The sequence below is a fragment of the Dyella flagellata genome (assembly GCF_030160275.1).
Lineage (GTDB): Bacteria > Pseudomonadota > Gammaproteobacteria > Xanthomonadales > Rhodanobacteraceae > Dyella_B > Dyella_B flagellata.
Genome location: NZ_BSOA01000048.1, coordinates 89,059 through 108,222, shown reverse-complemented (window position 1 = coordinate 108,222; position 19,164 = coordinate 89,059). Strand labels below are relative to the sequence as shown.

At 56.4% G+C, this 19,164-nt stretch carries 16 protein-coding genes; 13 read left to right on the top strand and 3 right to left on the bottom strand.

Features of this window, described 5'->3' with window-relative positions; genetic code table 11:
• Positions 1 to 75: 75 nt before the first annotated feature.
• The 3 genes from pdxR (at position 76) to QQJ96_RS19410 (ending at position 4,002) form a co-directional block, all read left to right on the top strand.
• On the top strand, positions 76 to 1,488 hold the full coding sequence (pdxR, locus tag QQJ96_RS19420; RefSeq protein WP_284333683.1) for a MocR-like pyridoxine biosynthesis transcription factor PdxR: 1,413 nt from the start codon (positions 76 to 78) through the stop codon (positions 1,486 to 1,488).
• 453 nt (positions 1,489 to 1,941) lie between these two features.
• Positions 1,942 to 3,003: a hypothetical protein gene (locus QQJ96_RS19415; protein ID WP_284333682.1), complete on the top strand. Its 1,062-nt coding sequence runs from the start codon at positions 1,942 to 1,944 to the stop codon at positions 3,001 to 3,003.
• 12 nt (positions 3,004 to 3,015) lie between these two features.
• Entirely contained in the window at positions 3,016 to 4,002 is a 987-nt protein-coding gene (locus QQJ96_RS19410) for an alpha/beta fold hydrolase (protein ID WP_284333814.1), read from the top strand.
• 240 nt (positions 4,003 to 4,242) lie between these two features.
• Here QQJ96_RS19410 and QQJ96_RS19405 read toward each other — a convergent pair whose 3' ends face one another.
• A complete protein-coding gene (locus tag QQJ96_RS19405) occupies positions 4,243 to 6,099 on the bottom strand; it encodes an ATP-dependent nuclease (protein ID WP_284333681.1) in 1,857 nt (618 codons plus the stop codon).
• A 142-nt stretch (positions 6,100 to 6,241) separates the two neighbouring features.
• Positions 6,242 to 7,072, bottom strand: coding sequence for a restriction endonuclease (locus QQJ96_RS19400; protein WP_404649150.1), 831 nt, complete (start codon positions 7,070 to 7,072; stop codon positions 6,242 to 6,244).
• A gap of 703 nt (positions 7,073 to 7,775) precedes the next feature.
• Between QQJ96_RS19400 and QQJ96_RS19395 the strand changes: the two genes are divergently transcribed.
• From QQJ96_RS19395 to QQJ96_RS19360, 8 genes are all read left to right on the top strand, one after another.
• Positions 7,776 to 8,153 (top strand): putative PII-like signaling protein, encoded by a 378-nt coding sequence (locus QQJ96_RS19395; protein ID WP_284333679.1) that lies wholly within the window; start codon positions 7,776 to 7,778, stop codon positions 8,151 to 8,153.
• A 98-nt stretch (positions 8,154 to 8,251) separates the two neighbouring features.
• Positions 8,252 to 9,034, top strand: coding sequence for an Hpt domain-containing response regulator (locus tag QQJ96_RS19390; RefSeq protein ID WP_284333678.1), 783 nt, complete (start codon positions 8,252 to 8,254; stop codon positions 9,032 to 9,034).
• A gap of 33 nt (positions 9,035 to 9,067) precedes the next feature.
• Positions 9,068 to 9,898, top strand: a complete 831-nt coding sequence (locus QQJ96_RS19385) for an Hpt domain-containing response regulator (protein WP_284333677.1) — start codon at positions 9,068 to 9,070, stop codon at positions 9,896 to 9,898.
• A 245-nt stretch (positions 9,899 to 10,143) separates the two neighbouring features.
• Entirely contained in the window at positions 10,144 to 10,368 is a 225-nt protein-coding gene (locus tag QQJ96_RS19380) for a hypothetical protein (RefSeq protein WP_284333676.1), read from the top strand.
• Between the two features lie 580 nt (positions 10,369 to 10,948).
• The gene (locus QQJ96_RS19375; RefSeq protein ID WP_284333675.1) at positions 10,949 to 12,112 is read left to right on the top strand and encodes a TonB family protein; all 1,164 of its coding nucleotides are present in this window, start codon (positions 10,949 to 10,951) and stop codon (positions 12,110 to 12,112) included.
• A 23-nt stretch (positions 12,113 to 12,135) separates the two neighbouring features.
• Entirely contained in the window at positions 12,136 to 12,885 is a 750-nt protein-coding gene (locus QQJ96_RS19370; protein ID WP_284333674.1) for an energy transducer TonB, read from the top strand.
• A gap of 58 nt (positions 12,886 to 12,943) precedes the next feature.
• A complete protein-coding gene (locus QQJ96_RS19365) occupies positions 12,944 to 13,261 on the top strand; it encodes a hypothetical protein (RefSeq protein WP_284333673.1) in 318 nt (105 codons plus the stop codon).
• A 55-nt stretch (positions 13,262 to 13,316) separates the two neighbouring features.
• A complete protein-coding gene (locus QQJ96_RS19360) occupies positions 13,317 to 15,467 on the top strand; it encodes a TonB family protein (RefSeq protein ID WP_284333672.1) in 2,151 nt (716 codons plus the stop codon).
• Between the two features lie 101 nt (positions 15,468 to 15,568).
• Here QQJ96_RS19360 and QQJ96_RS19355 read toward each other — a convergent pair whose 3' ends face one another.
• Positions 15,569 to 16,543: a TolB family protein gene (locus tag QQJ96_RS19355; RefSeq protein ID WP_284333671.1), complete on the bottom strand. Its 975-nt coding sequence runs from the start codon at positions 16,541 to 16,543 to the stop codon at positions 15,569 to 15,571.
• 386 nt (positions 16,544 to 16,929) lie between these two features.
• Between QQJ96_RS19355 and QQJ96_RS19350 the strand changes: the two genes are divergently transcribed.
• Positions 16,930 to 17,832, top strand: coding sequence for a hypothetical protein (locus tag QQJ96_RS19350; RefSeq protein WP_284333670.1), 903 nt, complete (start codon positions 16,930 to 16,932; stop codon positions 17,830 to 17,832).
• Between the two features lie 297 nt (positions 17,833 to 18,129).
• Positions 18,130 to 18,867: a DUF4386 domain-containing protein gene (locus QQJ96_RS19345; RefSeq protein ID WP_284333669.1), complete on the top strand. Its 738-nt coding sequence runs from the start codon at positions 18,130 to 18,132 to the stop codon at positions 18,865 to 18,867.
• The last annotated feature ends 297 nt before the right edge of the window (positions 18,868 to 19,164 follow it).

Genomic DNA, 19,164 nt, shown 5'->3' with positions numbered 1-19,164 from the left:
TGATTTTGTTGAAGTCATTGAGTAAAAACGCGGGAATACCTCAGCTTCCGACGCGTCTTTGTGTACCATCGCCTGATGGGCAAGCCGCTCGAAATCCCACTCGACCGCTCGAAGAAAACCTCGCTTGCCGAGCAGATCCGCCTGGCCATCAGCGTCGCGATCGATAGCGGTGTGCTTCGGCCTGGGGCCAGGTTGCCCTCGTGGCGCGATCTGGCGGCGCAACTCGGCGTCGCGCGCGGCACGGTGAAGGGAGCCTACGAGCTTCTTTTGGACGCACAGTTGATTGAATCGTCGCGCTCCAGGGGCACCCGTGTAGCAGCTCGGCCCGCGAAGGCAGTAACCCCGGCAGCTCCCACAGACGACAGTCCGCTACCGTCGATGTATCAGGATTACGTCTCCGCTCCGGCTGTCTTCCAGATGGGCGTGCCCTCGCCGGATCTGTATCCAGCCAAACTCTTTTCGCGACTGCAGATCAGTGCCGCTCGCGCGGAAGCATCTTCTCCCGCTGTCTATCCCGATCCGCGCGGCGACCTTGAGTTGCGCCGCGAAATCGCCGCCTATCTCGCTTTTTCCCGCGGCATCGAATGCCGCGCGTCCCAGGTGCTGATCACCAACGGCTTTTCGGGCGCGCTTGCACTCATTGCGCGGGTGCTTCGGATCGAAGGGCGCACAGGCTGGGTCGAAGACCCGGGCTTTCCCAACACTCGCAGGGCTTTACAGTTCGCAGGAACGAGAACCGTTCCTGTACCGGTCGATGAAGAAGGTATCGACGTCGCCTTCGCCATTCAAAGCACGCCCGACGCGACGTTCGCTTTGGTAACGCCGGGACAACAGGCGCCTTTGGGGCCGACCCTGTCGGTTGAACGGCGGGTGCGCCTGCTTGAGTGGGCGGCTGCGGCCGAGGCGTGGATCATCGAAGACGACTATCTCGGCGAACTTCAGCTGAGCGGCCGCGCCGCTCCAGCACTGGCTTCAATCGATCGGGCGGGACGGGTGATCTACGTCGGCTCATTCAGCAAGACAATCGGTCCGAGGCTGCGCTTGGGCTTCGTCGTGGTTCCGCCGATGCTGCTGCGGGAATTTGGCGAAGCCGCCGTCTGCTACGGCCCTGCGCCGGGACCGATAGAGCAACGGGCTACGGCCCAATTCATGCGAGAGGGCCACTACCTGCGCCACCTTCGCCGCACCAAGCGCGCTTATGCCGCGCAACGCGACGCGTTGGCGACCATCCTCCAGCCCATGGGCTATCCCATACGGGCCGCAGGATTGGCGATGCTGCTCGAACTGCCCAAAGGCGCACGCGACACTTTGATTGCGCGCGAGGGGCTCGCTTTGGGCATTGCACCGGCACCGTTATCGATTTGGTACTGCACACCTGAAAGTGAGTGCTCAGGCCTGCTGCTGGGTATTGCGACAGCGCGCGAGGACCAGCTCGGTGAATCCTGCGCGCGGCTGCACGAGCTAATTGACAGATACGCGTCGAATTAGCGTTATCTCTCGGCTGGCGAATTCTCGCTCCCTCCCGTACGTGTAGTAGAGCCTGTCCTCGAATGCTTAAATCGGGGAGGAGGGCTTGGGTGGGGTGAAGCAACCTCGCGACGAACTCAAACATGGCGACAAGCTCGTGTAAGCCTACCCAACCCCTGAAGTGCCTGCGTAACCCAAATGCCGTCATTCCCGCGAAAGCGGGAATCCATCTGCGCTCTTGCATCAAGGCAAAACGGATTGATCAGCATTCGCTGTGGAAAAGCGTCGCCTTCGTGGGCCTGACGGCCAGGCAATATCGAAGCGAGGAGAAGCTCAACAAGCAGAGCAGGGCGCCGCCTATCGCGCGTCCAAGCCATCGTCGCCGTGGTGCAGTCCAAATGCCAGTTTCTGGGCCTGTCCTGGACCACGCCTCTCGTTCCATCATCACCCGGATTGGCACAGTTTGAGATTCAGATGGAAGCGCTTATTCCCCAGCAGAGCCAGCGCAGCCTAGCCGAGCAACGCATCGACTATTGGGCCGCCGCTCCAGCTGTCGCCGCAATGGCCTACCCGTTTCTGCTCAAGGCATTCCACATCACCGTCGGCCCGCCCGGTTCACAGCCTTCGCTCCTGGCCATTATCGGCGCTGTAATCATCCTAGCTTCGGCATTTGCCGTTCCGATGCTCGGAATAGCCCTTGCCTGCCGCTCTGACGTCAACCCTAGTTTCCGCCGCCTCGCCTACGCCAGCGTGCTATCGCCGACGCTCTACGTCTTCTTGGGCGTCGTGCAGGGCATGCTGCGAAGTCCGCTTCCCGACGAATTAGTTTGGTGCGTTATCTGGCTCGGTATGGCGGTTTGGGCTTGGCGCGCCAAAACTCGGCTCCTAGCGCCCGCAGGCAGCGTCACTCGCTGGCGTGTTCTGCATGGAATAACCGCATCAATCCTCTGCCTCTATGTGTTCTTCCACCTGGGCAATCACCTGTTTGGCTTGATCAGTCCCCAAGCGCATGCGGCCGTGATGAAGGCCGGGCGCAAGGTCTATCGGGCGCCGGTCATCGAACCTGTTCTGGTAGCACTCCTGTTGTGGCAAGTCGCGAGCGGTCTTCGCCTCGCGTGGCGCTGGAGCACGTCAGCACAAGGATTTCAGCGAACCTTCCAGGTCGCTTCCGGCGCCTACCTCGCCGTGTTCGTGCTCGGCCATATGAACTCGGTGTTCGTTTACGCACGCACGTATCTGCACATACCGACCGATTGGAATTTTGCAACAGGCGCCCCTACCGGACTGATCCACGACGCCTGGAACATCCGTCTGCTACCTCACTATGCGCTCGGCGTTTTCTTTGTCCTGAGCCACCTGGGTTCCGGTCTGAGAGCGGTGCTGATCGCGCATGGGGTCGATCAACGCTTTGCAGACCGGCTTTGGACATGCTGTGCCGCGGCGAGCATCGTCATCTCAGCGGCAATCATGGCAGGCCTGTGCGGCGTCAGGATTGAGCTGCACGCTTCGGTCATGCCGCTTCCCGCTGTGCACTGACCCGTGAGCCGGATGACAAGCGCATACATCGGTGAAACTGACGGCGCGCCGAAGCGGTCGTCGCGAATTCTAAAGTGGCTGGGAATTTCCGCAGCAGGCGTCCTGGCGCTGGCGGTTGCGGCGGTGCTGATCTGCGCCTATACGCCAGGCGAATCGGCGAATCTCCATTCCGCCTATCTCGACACGGTGGATTCGCGATTCATCGACACCAACCTGGCGAAGTTCCACTACATCCGCGCCGGCAATGGCCCGCCGGTGGTGCTTGTGCATGGCGGTGGCGAATGGGCCTATTCCTACCGCAGCACAATCCAAGCCCTAGCTCGCACCCACACCGTGTATGCCGTGGATCTACCTGGACACGGCTACACGCAGTTGGAGAAGAAAAACTTCGCGTGGACTGTAGATGGAATGGCCGGCTCCCTCGGAACGTTTCTCGACGCCATGGGTCTGAACAAGGTTGACCTGGTGGGCCATTCCTGGGGTGGCGGCTGGGCGCTGCGCTACGCCGAGACGCACCCGGACCGCGTCGATCGGCTGGTGCTGATCGACTCCAGCGGCCTGGTCTACGACGACATCTGGGTTTGGAAGATATTGAACGTTCCGGTCATCGGTGAGCTGATGGTGCATCGAATGGGACCGTCGGACGCGAGATCGTTCCTGCAGAAGTCGTTCCACGACCAGAGCAAGGTCACCGATGCAGTGGCCAATGAATACTGGGCCCCCAGCTCGCAGCCGCTCGCCAGGACGGCGCTGCTGGAACTGCAGCGTAACCAGGATTGGTCAGTGACCGAACGGGATACAGCCAAGGTGGCCGCGCCGACGCTAGTGCTGTGGGGGAGCGATGACGCTTTCATTCCACGCTCAGTGGGTGAGAGGCTTGCAGCGCTGTTGCCTGGTAACCGATTTGTAGCGCTTGAGGGGTGCGGGCATTCCTCATTGGAAGAATGCTCGGGGCAGGGGAATCAGGCGCTGATCGGGTTTCTCGGCAAATACTGGTAAAAATTGGGGGCGTCGGGCCACACCTCAGTGCAAGGAAGGGAAAGACTCTGAGGTTCCGTGATCATGCTGTCTGAGAGCGTGGACTTGGCCTACATGGTTCCGGTCGTCAAGAACATTTTGTAAAGCGAAAGCAATATCAAACGCCACTGACACAGCCATCTGGTTGGCCTGTCTGCTGCAGCCTTGGCGAGTAAGGGCGAATTTTTTGTGAGTCGACATCGAGGGGCGCCGCCGCTCGCCTTAAGCAAGACTATGAGCTTCAGTATGAGCTGCAGCCACTTTCAATTTTTGGAGGCAGAATCTGAAGACTTTCTGAAAATTTTCAGTCGATCCAGTGTTGAGAGGGAGAACGTGGTTGTTGATGAGAGCCTCTTGAATTGCTCGCTGAAAATGCGTCTTATTGAAAAGAGCATCCGATGGGTACGCGAACCTCTGCACTAATAACTTATCGTTCGTATCGGCTAGATCCTCGATTTCTCTATTACGAAACGACGGGTCTACGTCTGCAAGGGAATAGAGAAACGGATTGATAGCAGAGCCAAATAGCTCAAAATATCGATCACGCTGTTTCTTTCCTTCTTTATCGTCGTCAAGTAGAACCAAGAAATTCTTTCCCCATGCTAGATAAAGTTGGATGACAGTGGTCAGTGATCCTGATCCAGTGCCTGGTAGAATGTTAATCGGATGTTTTTGCTTTGCGATAATTTCTTGAAAATATCTTAGGATGTAATAGTCGCTTTTCCCTTCTACCATGATTATGTCTGGTACAAGCTCTAGCTGCGAAGGGCGATAATCAAGAACGTCTAGAATTGGTTGAAAGTATGCACTCTGATCTGGATGCTGGGTTGAAAATGTTCGATATTTGTGCACGGCTATGCGCGTTTTTGTTGGCACTAATTCGTCGAAGAGTGATGGGTCGTGAAGACCCTCGTTCCTAACAATATGCGTAGAGTCAAGCCATTTTGGATTTATTAGATGATGACTATGGGTCGTGTATATGATTTGACTGTTAACACCTATCTTTCCAAAAATGTCTAGAAGCTGAGCTTGTGCTGTTTGATGCAAATTTGATGCTGGTTCATCAAATAAAAATAATACATTTCCGCCAGCTTGCGCTCTGTGAGATCGATAATACGTCAGCAAAAAAAATACAAAAAACCATCTAAAACCAAGTGATCTTTCTGTTATTAGGTAAAGACCATCCACGTCTTCAATGTTAAATTCCAAGTAAACACGGCCGTCTTGGTCCATTCCATGATTAATGGTTACTTTCTTTTTGTCATTTTTGCTTCTAGATATGTTCCCCCATTGAGAAAATACATTTTGAGAAACGTGTCTTGCCATAGTGAGCAGTAGCTGATTTAGGCTGATTTTGTCGGCTTGATCGTTAGATTTTGCTCTGGCAACGATATGGGTCTGTACGTTGGCTCTATTTCCTATGCCGTCTAGAATGTCCTGAACCACATTCCGATAGAATTTGTGTTTCTCATAATCGGTTTCGATATCTTCAAGATAGATTTTTGATGGGAAGTCAAATAAAAAATTGGGGAAAAATAGAATTCCAGGAATGTGTTTCTTTATGACATTGACGACTTTTAACCAAAGGTCTCGGTTCTTGTGGTAGGTCAGGAAGTATGATCTGCCTTTCGCTTTCCGTCCGCGTAAGGAAAGTGTCCATTCAACATTTGTGCGACTAAATTTTGAATCTTTGTACCTAATTATCTGAGAAATATATATATTTTCAATTTTTTGTGTTATCTCGAACCCGGATTCGGCTTTTACGTCTTTGGCTATAGCTATTTCATCGGCATCGTTTAGCTCCAGCTCAACCGATACTGTAATGTTTCCGGTATAGTTTGATCGCAATGATATGGGTATTAGGTTATTGGGGTTATCTATGGTGTATCCCTTTAAATCAAGGGCTGTTAATTTGTCGCTGTTATAAGTAAAATAATTTATGGCTTCAAGAATAGTTGTTTTGCCAGACTCATTTAAACCTACGAGGCAATGAATTTTTGACGATGGGTGGGTACTAATGTCTAGTTTAGTGTTATTAATTCCCTTGAAATTCTTTATTTCAAAGTGCGTGTAAAGCATATACTTCCCCTGTCATGAATATAGGTCGTAAGCTAATTCTAGAAACGGGTTTCGTCAACGTGCATAGGGAAAAACGCAAAAAAAAAGATGTTTTCGGAATGCACGGATCCTCTTTTTGCTCTTTTATTTTTGTCAATCATCATCATATTGTTCTAGTGCCTCGGCACGACGGATACTTTGTACAACCGAAGAAGTGATCTTTGGTTCGGTGATTTAGTCGCTTAACCATAGAGGCGCCACACTTCGGGCAAGTCGGATTTTGTGAAGGTCCAGGTTCCAGCCTGATTGCTTCGGGGGTGTCGATTGCTGCCATTGCCAATTCAGCGGGCATCGGCTTCTGTCTCCCGCGTATCATCGCAAGAAGCGTCTCGCCGTTTATCAACTCTATGGATTTGCCTTCCGCAAAGCGCCGTGCGTCTGCGGTGTATTCACCTATCGCCACAATCTTTACAGCAGCGGCCCCATGATCTACTAGCAGGCCGAACATCTCGCGGACGACCTTGACGTCAACCCGCTGAGTCTTCCATTGCTTGCATTGGGCGAGTATGACTTGGCCATCCTTGCGTAAAATCAGGTCGATACCGCCATCGGCACCGCCAAGCCCCATTTCGCTAATCACATAGCCTTGGCGGCGAAATGCTTCGCCGACGACCATCTCGAACTCACGCCAGGTCATGGTGCGCAGGCTGTCGAGTCCTGTTTGCGTTTCCAGTAAATGCCTACGGTGGCGACGGCGTAGGAAAGAAGCTAATGCTCCAATCCAACTGGCCACAAGAACGAACCACGCAAGTGGCGCGTAGATGCCCGTTGCAGCGGGTTTGCCCATACCTTGCAATATAGGATTGTTTGTCGATGCGAAATACCAGCCAATTCCGTAGCGAATGACTAGGTAAGCTACGATGCCCAATGCAAAACCGATGGGCCAGGGCATCGAGGCAAGTAGCTCGATGCCGCTTCCTTTGCGCCTTGCCATCACTCCCCCTGAGTCATGAGCCTTGCGGACACTCTACCGCGAAAACCTGAGGTGCGCACAACCAGGGGGCGACGAGGGAGTAATGAGGGGCTCAAGCCGGGGCGGGCAAATCGGGTGCTAGTGTCTCGGTCCTGCTATTTTGTGTTTCCCTGCCACGCCGGAGTGGCGCCGCGACTCTCTGGTGCCATCGACCCTTACGTAGCTGTCGATTTCTCCGAAGCGCGAGAACGAGAAGTGACGACAACTCGAGGGTGAATCCAATGTCGTCATGTGGGCATGAAATCGTACGAGTACTAGTCGCCGTACCTACCTTGCCTATCGGCCTAGCCCGACAGAAATTCCGCGTGCATTTGTGCAAAGCTGCCATCGTCGGGTGCGCCCCTAATCATCGGAACCGCGCACCCGACGTGAGATGTAAAGCGCGAACCGATTGAGTTGCACCTCGCACGGTTCGCTGGCCACCATCCAACTGAGTAAGGAGTTGAGTAATGGTTACCCTGAATCTTACGGCATACGCGCGCCTTCAAGTGCGCCCCTCCATGCCAAACACGCGCTTTACCACCACGCCGCTCGCGTGGTGCCAGGTGGTCAAGGGCACCTAGTCGAAATCTGCTGTAAGCCTTTTCTGACTTTGAAGCAGGGCTTCGCTCTGCGCCCATCACGCCGTGCGCAATGTGCGGCGTGACTACCTGGAGCATGCGTGATGAATATTTATTCCGACCGCTACGTTCGCGACTTATTCAGCGCCAAGCGGCGTGCTCGCAACGCAGCCCATGTGCTTCCCTACTATTGGCGTGTGGAAGATCCGGCGCTTCGGGCGTCTTTACGCGAGACGTATCAGGACGACCTCTTGCAGGAACTCAAGGGGTTTCAGCGGGCCTGGTCGATGCGCAGCAGTGTCTGGATGACCTACTTTGCGCATCGCGCGAAAAGCGTCACGCTGGCATTGGATATGCCGGTGGCGATTGAGATCGCGGATCGACTGGAGCGGGCAGCAAGCGGTATCGAGCCAGCATCTCTGAATTCGATCTACGGCAGCTTTCACGCCTTGGAAGAATTTGCCATCCGCTACTTCGAATAAGCGAATTAGCTGCTGTCAACGTCCCCGATTTTGAACAGGGAGCCGCCCTGTGCTCATCGCGCCGTGGGCAACGAACGGCGTGACTACTTGGAGCACGCATGATGAATACCTATTCCCAGCACACCACTTCCACCACCCCTATGGCAGTGAGAGACGCCGCCGCGTCATACGAGGTTCTTATACCCGCCGAGGCACCTGCACGCGTCTTGCTGTTGGAAGCGGACCCCGAGAGCCGCCGCGTTATCGTCGATCAGATCGCGGCGTTGGAGCAGGAACCACTGGTCGTACCTGACGGCTCGGCCGCCTTGGATGCGATCCACCATCAGGCGCCGGCGATGATCTTGATGGCTTGCGTCGGTGCGCCAGACCCGGAGAGTGGCGAAGTCGAGCTGTGTTCGATGATGCGAAAACTGAGAACAGGTCTTCCGTACTTTCCCATCATCATTTTGGCCGCCGAGACGAATGCCCTCCTTTGGCAATACTGCATTGGGGACAACGGAATAGACGGCGTCCTGCAAAAACCACTGCGCGTCGAGAAGCTGGAAACCTTGCTCAGGCTGTGGCTGGACCTACCGTCTCCCGCCAGGGATGAGCCGGTGCAATCACTTCCCCGTGCCCCGAACAGCGGCCTCTGGTACCAAGCCTGCCTCAAGGAAGATATCCGAGGGTTTGAGCGGGCCTGGGCTGATGGTGACATGCCTTCGATGGTTCGCTGTGCGTATCGCCTGCATGGCGTCGCACAGCTGCTGGGGGCGCAGCGGGCGACCAAGCTGGCTGATCGATTAGAACAAGCGGCACGAGGCAACAAGCCATTGGAAGCGGACGCGATGCGGAACACCCTTGCCGCTTTGAAAAAGGCGATCGCTCGCTACTTGGAATAAGTGCAGACGCGTGCCGCAAAAAGCCGGAATGCCTTGCCGCGCTACTTCATGAGTGGCCCCGATGCTGTGATGACTGATTATCCCTCACCCAACTCTTACGCCTCTCCCACGACAAAGTCTTCCGGCTGTGGTGCGGTGACCGATTCATCCGCGTCGGATGGTGCGAACACCGCCTCACGCCAGCCGCTTACACGCATCCTAGTGGTGGATGAAGATCGCGAAAGCCGAGAGATCCTGGTCGACCAACTTATGTCGCTTGGCGTGGAAGCGCTAGGCGTTCCCGACAGCCTGGCAGCCTTGAATGCTGTCGGTTATCAGCTACCCGACTTGATCCTGACGGCTTGCGCGGAGCCGGGTGCGGCAAGTTACGAAACCTCGATGCGCCTGGCGGTGGCCAACCGTGCCAGGGATGCCCGCATCCCCATCATCCTCATGACCACGGCGGTGGATGCCTTTCTTTGGTCACCGCGTGGAGACAACGGAGTCGTTGATGTCCTGTGCAGGCCGGTACGCACCGAGAAACTGCAAGCCGTGCTTGAACTGTGGCTCCGTCGGCCGCTTTCCGCCAGGCCTGCGCCGGAGCCACCGTTTCCACCCATCCGCAGCATCGCCGACTTTTACCGACTCCGCCTCACGGAGGACATCCAGCTGTTTGAGCGGGCCTGGAGCGATCGTGACAACATTTTGATGGCCGACTTGGCGCATCACCTACGAGGCAACGCGCTCATGGTAGGAGCACCACAGGTGTTCATGCTCGCTGATCGACTGGAACGGGCGATAACGGGTAAGAAGCCGTTAGGGCAGGACGCGTTGCGGGACATTCTTGCGGCTTTGAAGGAGGCGATTGCCCGCCATTTTGAATAAGCGCCAGGAGCGGCGGGTCATTTGAGACACGGCCCGCCATTCTTGCAAAACCTTGCAACGGCTTGCAGTTTGTCGACCAAGACACGCCGCAGAGGGTACTTGCGACGCTAGCATCGATCTGGGTTAATACTTGGCAGGGAAGACAAGGGGAATTGCATGGATGACTACCACCCTCAATGCGTCCGGCGCGGTGCTACCCCGGATGCCGCTAGTAGCCAATCAGATCCGCGTCGGCCTGGGCTGACATGAACTCCTCAAGAGCTAAGTCCCCGCAGATCGAGAAAGTGCGGACGGCGCGTGTCATGCTGGAAAATGCATGTGATCTTTTTGAGTCGGGTGAACGCAGAAAATCCGTCAAGTTGTTCTTAAAGGCTGCGTCGATGGGGAGTCTTGAGGCGCAAGTTAACTTGGCCAACCTCTATGACGAAGGTGACGGAGTAAAGGAAAGCTTCGAGAAGGCTCGCTATTGATACAAGCGTGCCATTTCTGGAGGAAGCCCGGAGGCTGCGTACAACCTTGGTATGAGCTATTTAAACAGGGGCTATGCCCGATGGGCTATCCATTGGTTGCGTGTTGCAAAATCAATGGGCGATGACGACGCCAGTCATCGGCTTCGTCAGTTTGAAAACGTGTAATGTACTCATCAAGCGCGACGCGATGCGGCTTAGCTCGGCTAGAATCGGGGTCTGGTTGAGTAAGAAATGATCATCCAGGCCTGGATTGGTATGTATAGGTGCTGGCTTATTGGCCATTACTACTCAACCAGGCCCCGATTTTGCCACTCGATTGACGGCAGCCCTGGCGCGTGAATTTGTGCGATTTTTCGTTTATCGTAATGCCTTGCAAGGGGTGGGGCCTTTGGCCCACGCGTTCATAAAAGAGGCGTAGCTCTCGTTGCGGAAGCAACTTATTGGGGCGCGCTCGAAGCGTATGCAAGGAGAGGTAAGGGGAATGGGGGATGTTCGAAGTATGAAGGCGCGACGCCTTTCTTGGGCGGCGTGCGGCCTGTTTACCGGGCTATTGATGATGCAGGGCGCCTATGGTGCGTCGGTGACCTATCCGCCGCTGACACCCCCTAAGGCATTGGAGCGGCCAACGCCCAATTACCCGGTTGAAGCCATAAGGCAGCGTCATCAGGGCACGGTGATAATCAAGACTCTCGTTGGCTTGCATGGTGAACCGCAAGACATTCGGGTCGAAAAGAGCAGCGGGTTCCGAGAGCTGGACGCAGCCGCCGTGGCGGTAGCGCAGTTATGGAAGTTCACGCCTGAACTCAAATACGGCGTCCCATTCAAGGCGTACGTAAGCGTCCCGTTCAATTTCAATCTGCACAACCTATCCGGGGGCGATGATCAACTGCCCATCGCAACGAGCGCCCTATCAGGGGAGTTCGTTCGCATCGAGCTGCCGGAGGGTAATGCGTACACTGCTTCTCTGGAAAACGGCAATCTGCTTCCTTCTCATCATCCGCCTTTCAAGCTCGGGCCGGGACAACAAAGGTTTCCGCCATTGCCATCCGACCCAAGCGGCTATGCGCAGAGTTTGGAAACCGCCTATCACAATGCTTACGTAACGGCCGCGGCGCACTCCGAGCCGCCTGCATCGCGCTGCCTGATGAACTGCATGCGTACGATCTGGATGGCGTTCAATGACGGGGCGGTCGCCCTTCTGAATGTGCAGGACGGTGGCTCCGAGGCGATTCTGTTCCCACGTGACGGTTTGCCTAGCACCGACGACGCGCGCGCCGTAGCAACCATTGCCGTCTATCTACACCAGCATCCGGGGCTGGAAATGGCAGACTGGGAGCTACGCGAAAAGGGCGGCGCGGGCTTGAAAACGGCGCGCCTGTATTACTACGACATGCCCGCTGACCGTGCTCTGGCCCTGGCAAGGATGGCCATTGCTCCTCCGCCACCGGCACCGCCTCCTCCGCCACCGCCCCAAGCTGGCGACTCTTTACCGCCTGCAGAGGTTTGCCACCGCACTCTAGTGAAAGGGGCAGAGCACACCGTGGTTGCTTCGGCAGCAGAAATACCGGTGGTGACCGTGGTGGTCGATCGCAGCGGCCAGGTTGCACACGAATGGATTGCGCGCTCAAGCGGCTTGAAGTACGTGGATTCGTCGGCGCTGACCGACGCCTCCCACTGGACCTTCAACGGTATCGCTTGCGACGGGCAACGCGTGAGCGAGTCGGTCGGCATCGCCGGGCAATAGCACGGGGATGTCTAGGAGAGTCCATGGATACATCCAAGGCCGTTTTATCCCGTTTCATGAAATTTCTGTTGATAGCAGGGTCGTTGGGTCTGGTCGCCTGTGCGCCGGTTAAGCCAGCGTCGACGTATGTACCGGCTTCACCTGTTAGCGAGACGGTTACGACGCTTCCAGAAATGACCATTACTGCGCACCAAAGAACTGTGGGACTTCTGGTAAGCGTGCGCGCTGATGGCATCGTCGCAGATGCAACGGTGAAACGATCGACAGGTGATGGCGAACTCGACCAGATTGCGGTCGATGCAGCGAAACGATGGCCGTTCAGTCCCGAGTCGTTGACGGGCATGGCGAAGAATTCGCTTGCTCGTGTATCGATGGCGCTGGACGTTCCGCTGCAAGCTGGGCCAGGATGTCCACTCTCCGCTGCCTCTGCGGCGAATCCGTACGTAATGCTACGCATTGTGGGTGATGGACTTCGAGGCGATGGTCCGGTCGATGCGAAGCATGCGATCTACTTGACGGTTCTTACCGATGGCTGTGGGTGGTCGGCATTGACTGCCCAGTGGTATTACGACGGACCTCGCTTGAAACCTCAACTGGTTAATAAGACTAGCAATGACATTCTTTCGCAAGGCCTGGCCACTACGGTATTCCACCTAAAAAATCCTGATCTTTGGCCGGTGGGGTCGTATCATGTAGATATCCAAGTGAATGGCTTGACCGTGAAAACCAGACACTTTGTGATCAGCCGAAGTGGACTTTCCACTGAGGACTGAGTCAAAGCGGGAAAAGAAACGCGTTAATCGGATGGTCTGGACGTGGAGGCGGCAAGGCATGTCATTCGGATGGACCCTGGCAGGTACGATCACCCAACTGATGTTGGCGTTATTCCTGTTCATGCTTGTCGTTTTTTCAGCGGGTGGCCTTGCCAACGGCGCATCGCTAGGCAAGCTTCAGATGGGCATACTGAACTTATCCATCTATTTGCTACCCGCGCTCTGCGTGCTGAGCGCCCTCATTGTGCTGTACTTGCAATGGCACGGTGGCAGTGCAATGTCATACTGGTGGTATACGATGCCTTTAGTGGCAACGGTGCTATACCTCGCTTACGCCATTATTCTTGGCCATTACGTGGCCGGCGCAAGCAAATAACCGTTTAAACAGTGGTGCAGGGGCGTAGCACTGACCACTTCGTCAGGGGGAAAACATGGGCAAGAAGACGGTCTTGGCGGCAGTGCTCGTCGGCGGGCTGGTGGGGGTTATGTCGCTCTGGGCTCAGTCGTCGCCCAGCGCGGCCGATGCACCGCCCGACGCTGACCTTAAGGCGGCTTTCACCGCCTACCACCACGGCGACTACGCGCCGTTTTTGAAGTTGATACAGCCACGAGCCGCCAAGGGAGAGCCGGGCGCGCGGACCATGCTTGGCTTGATCTACCACGATGGCTTGGCGGTGCCGAAGGATGATGCCAAGGCGGCCAACTTGTTTGGCCAAGCCGCTCTCGCCGGCGCTCCCCTCGCTGAGGAGCAACTAGGTGATCTGTATTTTGAGGGGCGTGTCGCGGGCATGCGCAATCCAGTCGTCGGTTATGCGTTGTCGGAGGCGGCTCTGGTTCATATGACCGACACGCTGGAGCGTCCGAAAATCCTGGCCCGACTGCGCTCGGAGCGACGTTCCATGACAGTCGGGCAAATCACGCAGGCACGGGTGCTGGGTGATGAGATCCAGAGACTCGGCATGCTTGCGGCACTACGTGATTACCTTGGCGATAGCGCTGCTGACCAAGTGCTTTGCCAAGTCCCGGTGGGGCCAAATATCTGCGATAAGATTAGCGGCGGTATACAGAAGATGACGCTCTGGGTGGATGCCCTGGGGCAGATTAATCGAAGCGGCAAGCAACCAACTCTCGCAGAACTCAAGTGGCTATTCATGCGGAATGCGATGATGGTGCCACAGCCTGAGGTCGTAATAACCGTCGACGGCGATGGGGCTCTTGTGAGCAACACCGTTCAATTGTTGCTTGCTGAAGCGAAGAGTGCAGGCATCGCCCTGGTTTCCGTAGTTCCGGGCAAGTCGCTGGATAGCGTTCCGCAGGCCGGCGAGCACCATTTGTCTTTCATTCCCGCAGAAGTGCTGGCCGATCCGGAGAGTCAGGTGGTTGCGGCTTTTCCTTCCCCGGTCGCTCCTCGCTTTGTTCCGGATGGCCAACCTGTACTGGTGTGGCTGGATGAGCAGGGTAAGGTTACGGCAGCAAGGCTGGATGCGCGCTACCCAGTAGTAAAGCCCGATGAGGACGCAATACAGAAAGCGAGCCAGTTCACCTACGAGCCTTGCGTGCAAGGCGATGTCGGCACGCCGTGTTTGGTGGAGCTTATGGTTCCGGTTTCAACGCCGCTGCAGTTGGATACAGCAGCGGGGCACAAACATGAACTGACCGTCGTGCACGGATCTTTGCTGACCAGGACAAACCCCATCTACCCCGCCGAAGCCATCAGTGCCATGCACGAGGGGAACGTTACGTTACTAATTCACGTAAATGCCAAGGGCTTGCCGACGGACATCAGCGTTACGCAATCATCAGGTTTTCGCGAGCTGGATCAAGCGGCTGAGGATGCAGTGAAGAATTGGACGTTCAAGCCTCAAACGATCGAGGGCGTCGCCAGCGATTCGGTAATGCAGCTACCGGTGGCTTTCGCTCTCAAGACGTCGCAGGCCAAAGCAGCGCAAAACGGGTCCAAGCTGGACGGCGAACCGTGGCCGTTGGATGCTCAAGGGCATATCGCCAAGGGAACGACGATACTCTTTATCTTGGTTGATTATCGCGGAGTGCCGGTAAAGGCCTGTATCGAGAAGAGCAGCGGCAATGGGGTTCTTGATTCGTCAGCGATGAAACGTATGACCACCCATAGGTTTCAACCGGAGATAAAGGGCGGATTTCCTGCCGCTTCGTATGTTCGAGTTCCCGTGGCCTTTGGCGTGCCACCAGACAATGTGCTTGCTTCAAATCCGCTCCTGATCAACACGGAATGCCAGCCGCAACCGGTGCCTGGAGTCTCCCCAGCAGAGCTGGCGTTGCTGGACGAGCGGCAGTTGACGGTTTCACCCACTCCGGCAGGCCAAGTGCCAGATATCGGTCAGCCCTGGCCTGTGGATGGAAGCGGCCGGCTAGTCAGCTTGAACGCTTATGCGAGCGTCCTTGTGGATCAGGCCGGGCATGTCGTCCAGTTTGAAGGCTTTAAGCCGGAGAATTACGCGGCATTCGACGCAATTGCCTCCCGCCTTGTCACCAAGATGACGTTTTCATCCAGCGATGCAAAACATTGGCAAGTCGTGGCGTTTCGATTTCGCGCTGGAAACTGAAGTCCTTGGCACGTAGGCTGGGATGACAATCCCAGCTTCGGGATCTCGCGTGGAAAGCTGGGATTGTCATCCCAGCCTACGGGTTGGCCGCTGTATTGGCGCTAGTCGTTGATACCGTGTGCCCGCAGCACCTTGGAAATATCCACTCGCCAGATATTGCGCGAACCATTGAGTGGGCCGCCAAGCCGTTGCTGCAAGCTGGCCATCGTGTCGTGGGTTTTGGGAAAGCTCACGTCATCCTGGCGGTTGCTGGATACATACAGCTCGCCGAACGTCGGTCCCAGTGAAGGCGCGTTCTCCAGGCTTTTGGTGTTGACATCGTCACCCAGGTGCTCAGGTTTGCTCCAGCTGCCATCGGCCTGGCGGAAGGCGATGTAGATGTCGGCGCTGCCCAGTGAATCGCCTTCATCGCCGGCAAACAGCAGGAAGCGGCCCCGCGGATCGATGCACGGGTCCATCCGGTTATGCGAGACATCGCCCAGTTCCACGCGCTGCGGAGTGGAGTAGCCGCTGCCGGCAGGGTGCACCACATAGACCTGATAGTACGTACCGGAATCCGGGCGGTGCGCCGAAAAGTAGATATCGCCGTTGGCGGCTACGGAGGGGTTGTAGAGCATGGCGCCGTCGTTGAGCGCGCCGTCCACATGCAGGGGTTCACCCCAGCGTCCATCGGCCTGGCGCTCGACGTACCACAGGTTGGTGCCGGCAAAATGCTGGTTGGCCATTTCTGCAACCAGCGGCCGGTCGCCCGGGTGCACAGGGCGATTGGAAACGAAATACAGGCGCTTGCCATCCGGGGCAAAGGTGGGCTCGGAGTCGTGCCATTGCCCGGAGAACGGCGCCACCTCGGGGATGGACCAGCCCTTGCCGTGACGGTGCGAGACCAGGATGGTGTCGTCCTTCTCCGCAAAGTCCGAGCGCATGAAGTACAGCGTTTGCCCATCCGGCGACAGCGCTGCGCTGGTTTCCTGCAGGCTGGTGGAAATGACGCCAGGGCCGAGCAATTCGGCGGCCCCTGCCGATGCGGAGCAAGCCAGCGCGAAAGCTGCGGTCCAGGCCAGTGTCTGCCACTTCATACGGCTTCCTTGATCAAAGGTCGATGCGACCGGCCGCTATCCTCGACGAAGCGCAAACCATGTGCTGCTAATTTGGGGTAAACGGCTGCGTTCGCGTGGCCGGTGGTCGGCTCCGCGTGCGGGCGGTTCAGTTCATGCGTCGTGCTTCTGGTCGTCAGCCCCTTCAGAACCTTTGGCGCGATGTCTCAGCTGGCGAGTATCTGCTCCGCTCTACGTGTAGTAGGGGAGGGAGCTGTACGTCGCGCAGCTGAGCATCACGCTATAAGGCCGTCAAATGGGGACGAATCGCGTTTCGGGAATCTTCGGAGGAAGAAGACTCTAGCCCGGCGAGCTTGCTATGCTTGGCCCACACGGCGCGGGGGCGCCGCTCTCAAGGAAGTGACATCATGGCAATACGATCCAGGGGACCGTCGGCCGGCTTTGGCTGGCTGGGTCGCGGTATCAGCGTGGGCTTTCGGCATCCGAAGCCACTTTTCGGCGGGGCGTTCTTTTTGCTGCTCGGGATACTGCTTCCCACGCTCATCACACTGCCCTTGCAAATTCATGCGATGCAAGCAGGTACGCCCATGCACCCGGGCGCCTTTGTTGGGCTCATGGGGTTATCCGCGCTGCTTGGCTTACTTGTCTTGCCACTGTACGCCGGCTATCTACAAATAATCGATGCCGTAGAGCAAGGTCGGGTCGCCCGTGCAGGCGACATCATCAAGCCCTATGTACAGGGCAAGGCGCTGCGCCTGATTGGCTACGGCGTTGTGTTGTGGGTGGTCTACCTCGTTATGTTCGGCTCGGTCTTTGTGGCGACCGGTGGCGGTGTCGCCCACTGGTATATGGAAGCGCTATCGGCCCAGGCCAATCATCTGCCACCGCCGACAGCATTGCCCGATGGCTTTGGGATGACACTGTCGTTATGCGGAGTACTCGGCATTTTCATGCTGGGTTTCTATCCGATCAGCCTCGGCCAGGTGGCACTTGGCAATCGCAGCGTGTTCGGTGCCATTGGTGACGGTTTGGTCGGTTCGCTGAAAAACCTGCTGCCGTTGCTTATGCTTGTATTGGGCTTCGTGCTTGCCGGGATCTGCTTCGCCATCTGCTTTGGAATACTTGCTTTTCTACTCGCCATCATCGCCAAGTTAATTGGCGCATGGTTGATGATCGTACTGATCATTCCACTGTATTTCGCTTTGGTTCTTACCTTGAGCACGGTGATGTTCGGCGTCATGTATCACCTCTGGCGTGACGTATGCGGCGACGACACCGCGACGGGAACGGCTGAGCCGCTCGCCGCTTGAGGGAAGATCTGTAGGAATGGGGCGCCCCCGCATGGCGAGCGGGGGCAGTTCCTTTGCGCAAAATGTTTTCAGGCCAGCGCGGTGGTGACGTCAGCATTTTTTTGCTCGGCCCGGGGATCAAGTTTTAGTAGCAAAACCGATATTCGGAAAATGCCCATGCTCCCTGCCACGGTGACCTCTGGCACTAGTTCCCACATCGCCCGGTGCTAGTTTTGTTGTAGTCGAGTTTCCACTTCATGCGCTAATTCATTTTTGCCGCTGATGTTGCGCTAATCCTTGGCGCGCTGAGGAAATGACATGGCGAGCTTCGCGATCGATCGATCCCAACGTATGGCCGCGACAGTTGCGGGTGCTTTGTATCTGCTGCTAATGGCCTGCGGTGTATTCGGTGAATTCGGCGGTCGCGGCAGCCTGATCATCGAAAACGATCCGGCGAAAACCGCGGCGGCGATCCGTGGCCACCTGACGCTGTTTCGCTTCGGCATAGTCAGCGACCTGGTCGCCTTTGCCGGCGATATCGGCATTGCAGTCGCACTGTATGTGCTGCTTAGGCCTGTGGGTAGGAATCTTGCGCTGCTCGCAGCGTTCTGGCGCGTAGCAGAAGCGGCAGTACTTGGCGTGATTACGCTCAACAGTTTCACCATGTTGCTGCTTCTTACGGATGGCCGGTACGCCACGGCGTTTTCTAGTCAGCAGCTGCAAAGCCTCGTCTGGCTATTCAATGACATGCACGATACGGGCTACAACATCGGTCTGATATTTCTATCGCTGGGCTGTATCGTTTTCAGTTGGCTGCTTCTCAAGTCATGTTATGTGCCCCGGCTATTGGCTGGATTTGGCTTATTAGGTTATGCGGTCATGTTGATCGGGGCGATCGCAACCATTGTTTGGCTCGACAATCCGGTGGGGGCGAATTTCGATACGCTGGCTGGACTCTATGAAATCATTATCGGGCTATGGTTGCTTCTGTTTGGCGTCAGGGGCGGGTGGTTTCCTGAGTCTGGCGATGCGTTCAATGACAAGGCGCACGGCTAGCTACAGCCGGCCGGCGTAAGGATGTCGGGGTTGTAGCCTAGCCATGACTCCATCGTCCCGCGTCTCACCGGATTCCGCTTATCGTTTTGCTATGCTCTCCCGGGTCGTTGCGATGGCGCTTTCGGGGAGCGTCGGTCATGACCATGCGTACAGCCGCCTTGTTGGTGGCGGTGATGCTGCTGGCGGGGTGCGCCGCTGCTCCATCCATTACGGTCAGGCATCCTGGCGAGCCTGGGTGCTTTTAAGCTTGCGGAGAGTCGGTACTTTTTGAGTTATAGGGAAGTCGAAAGACGAGGC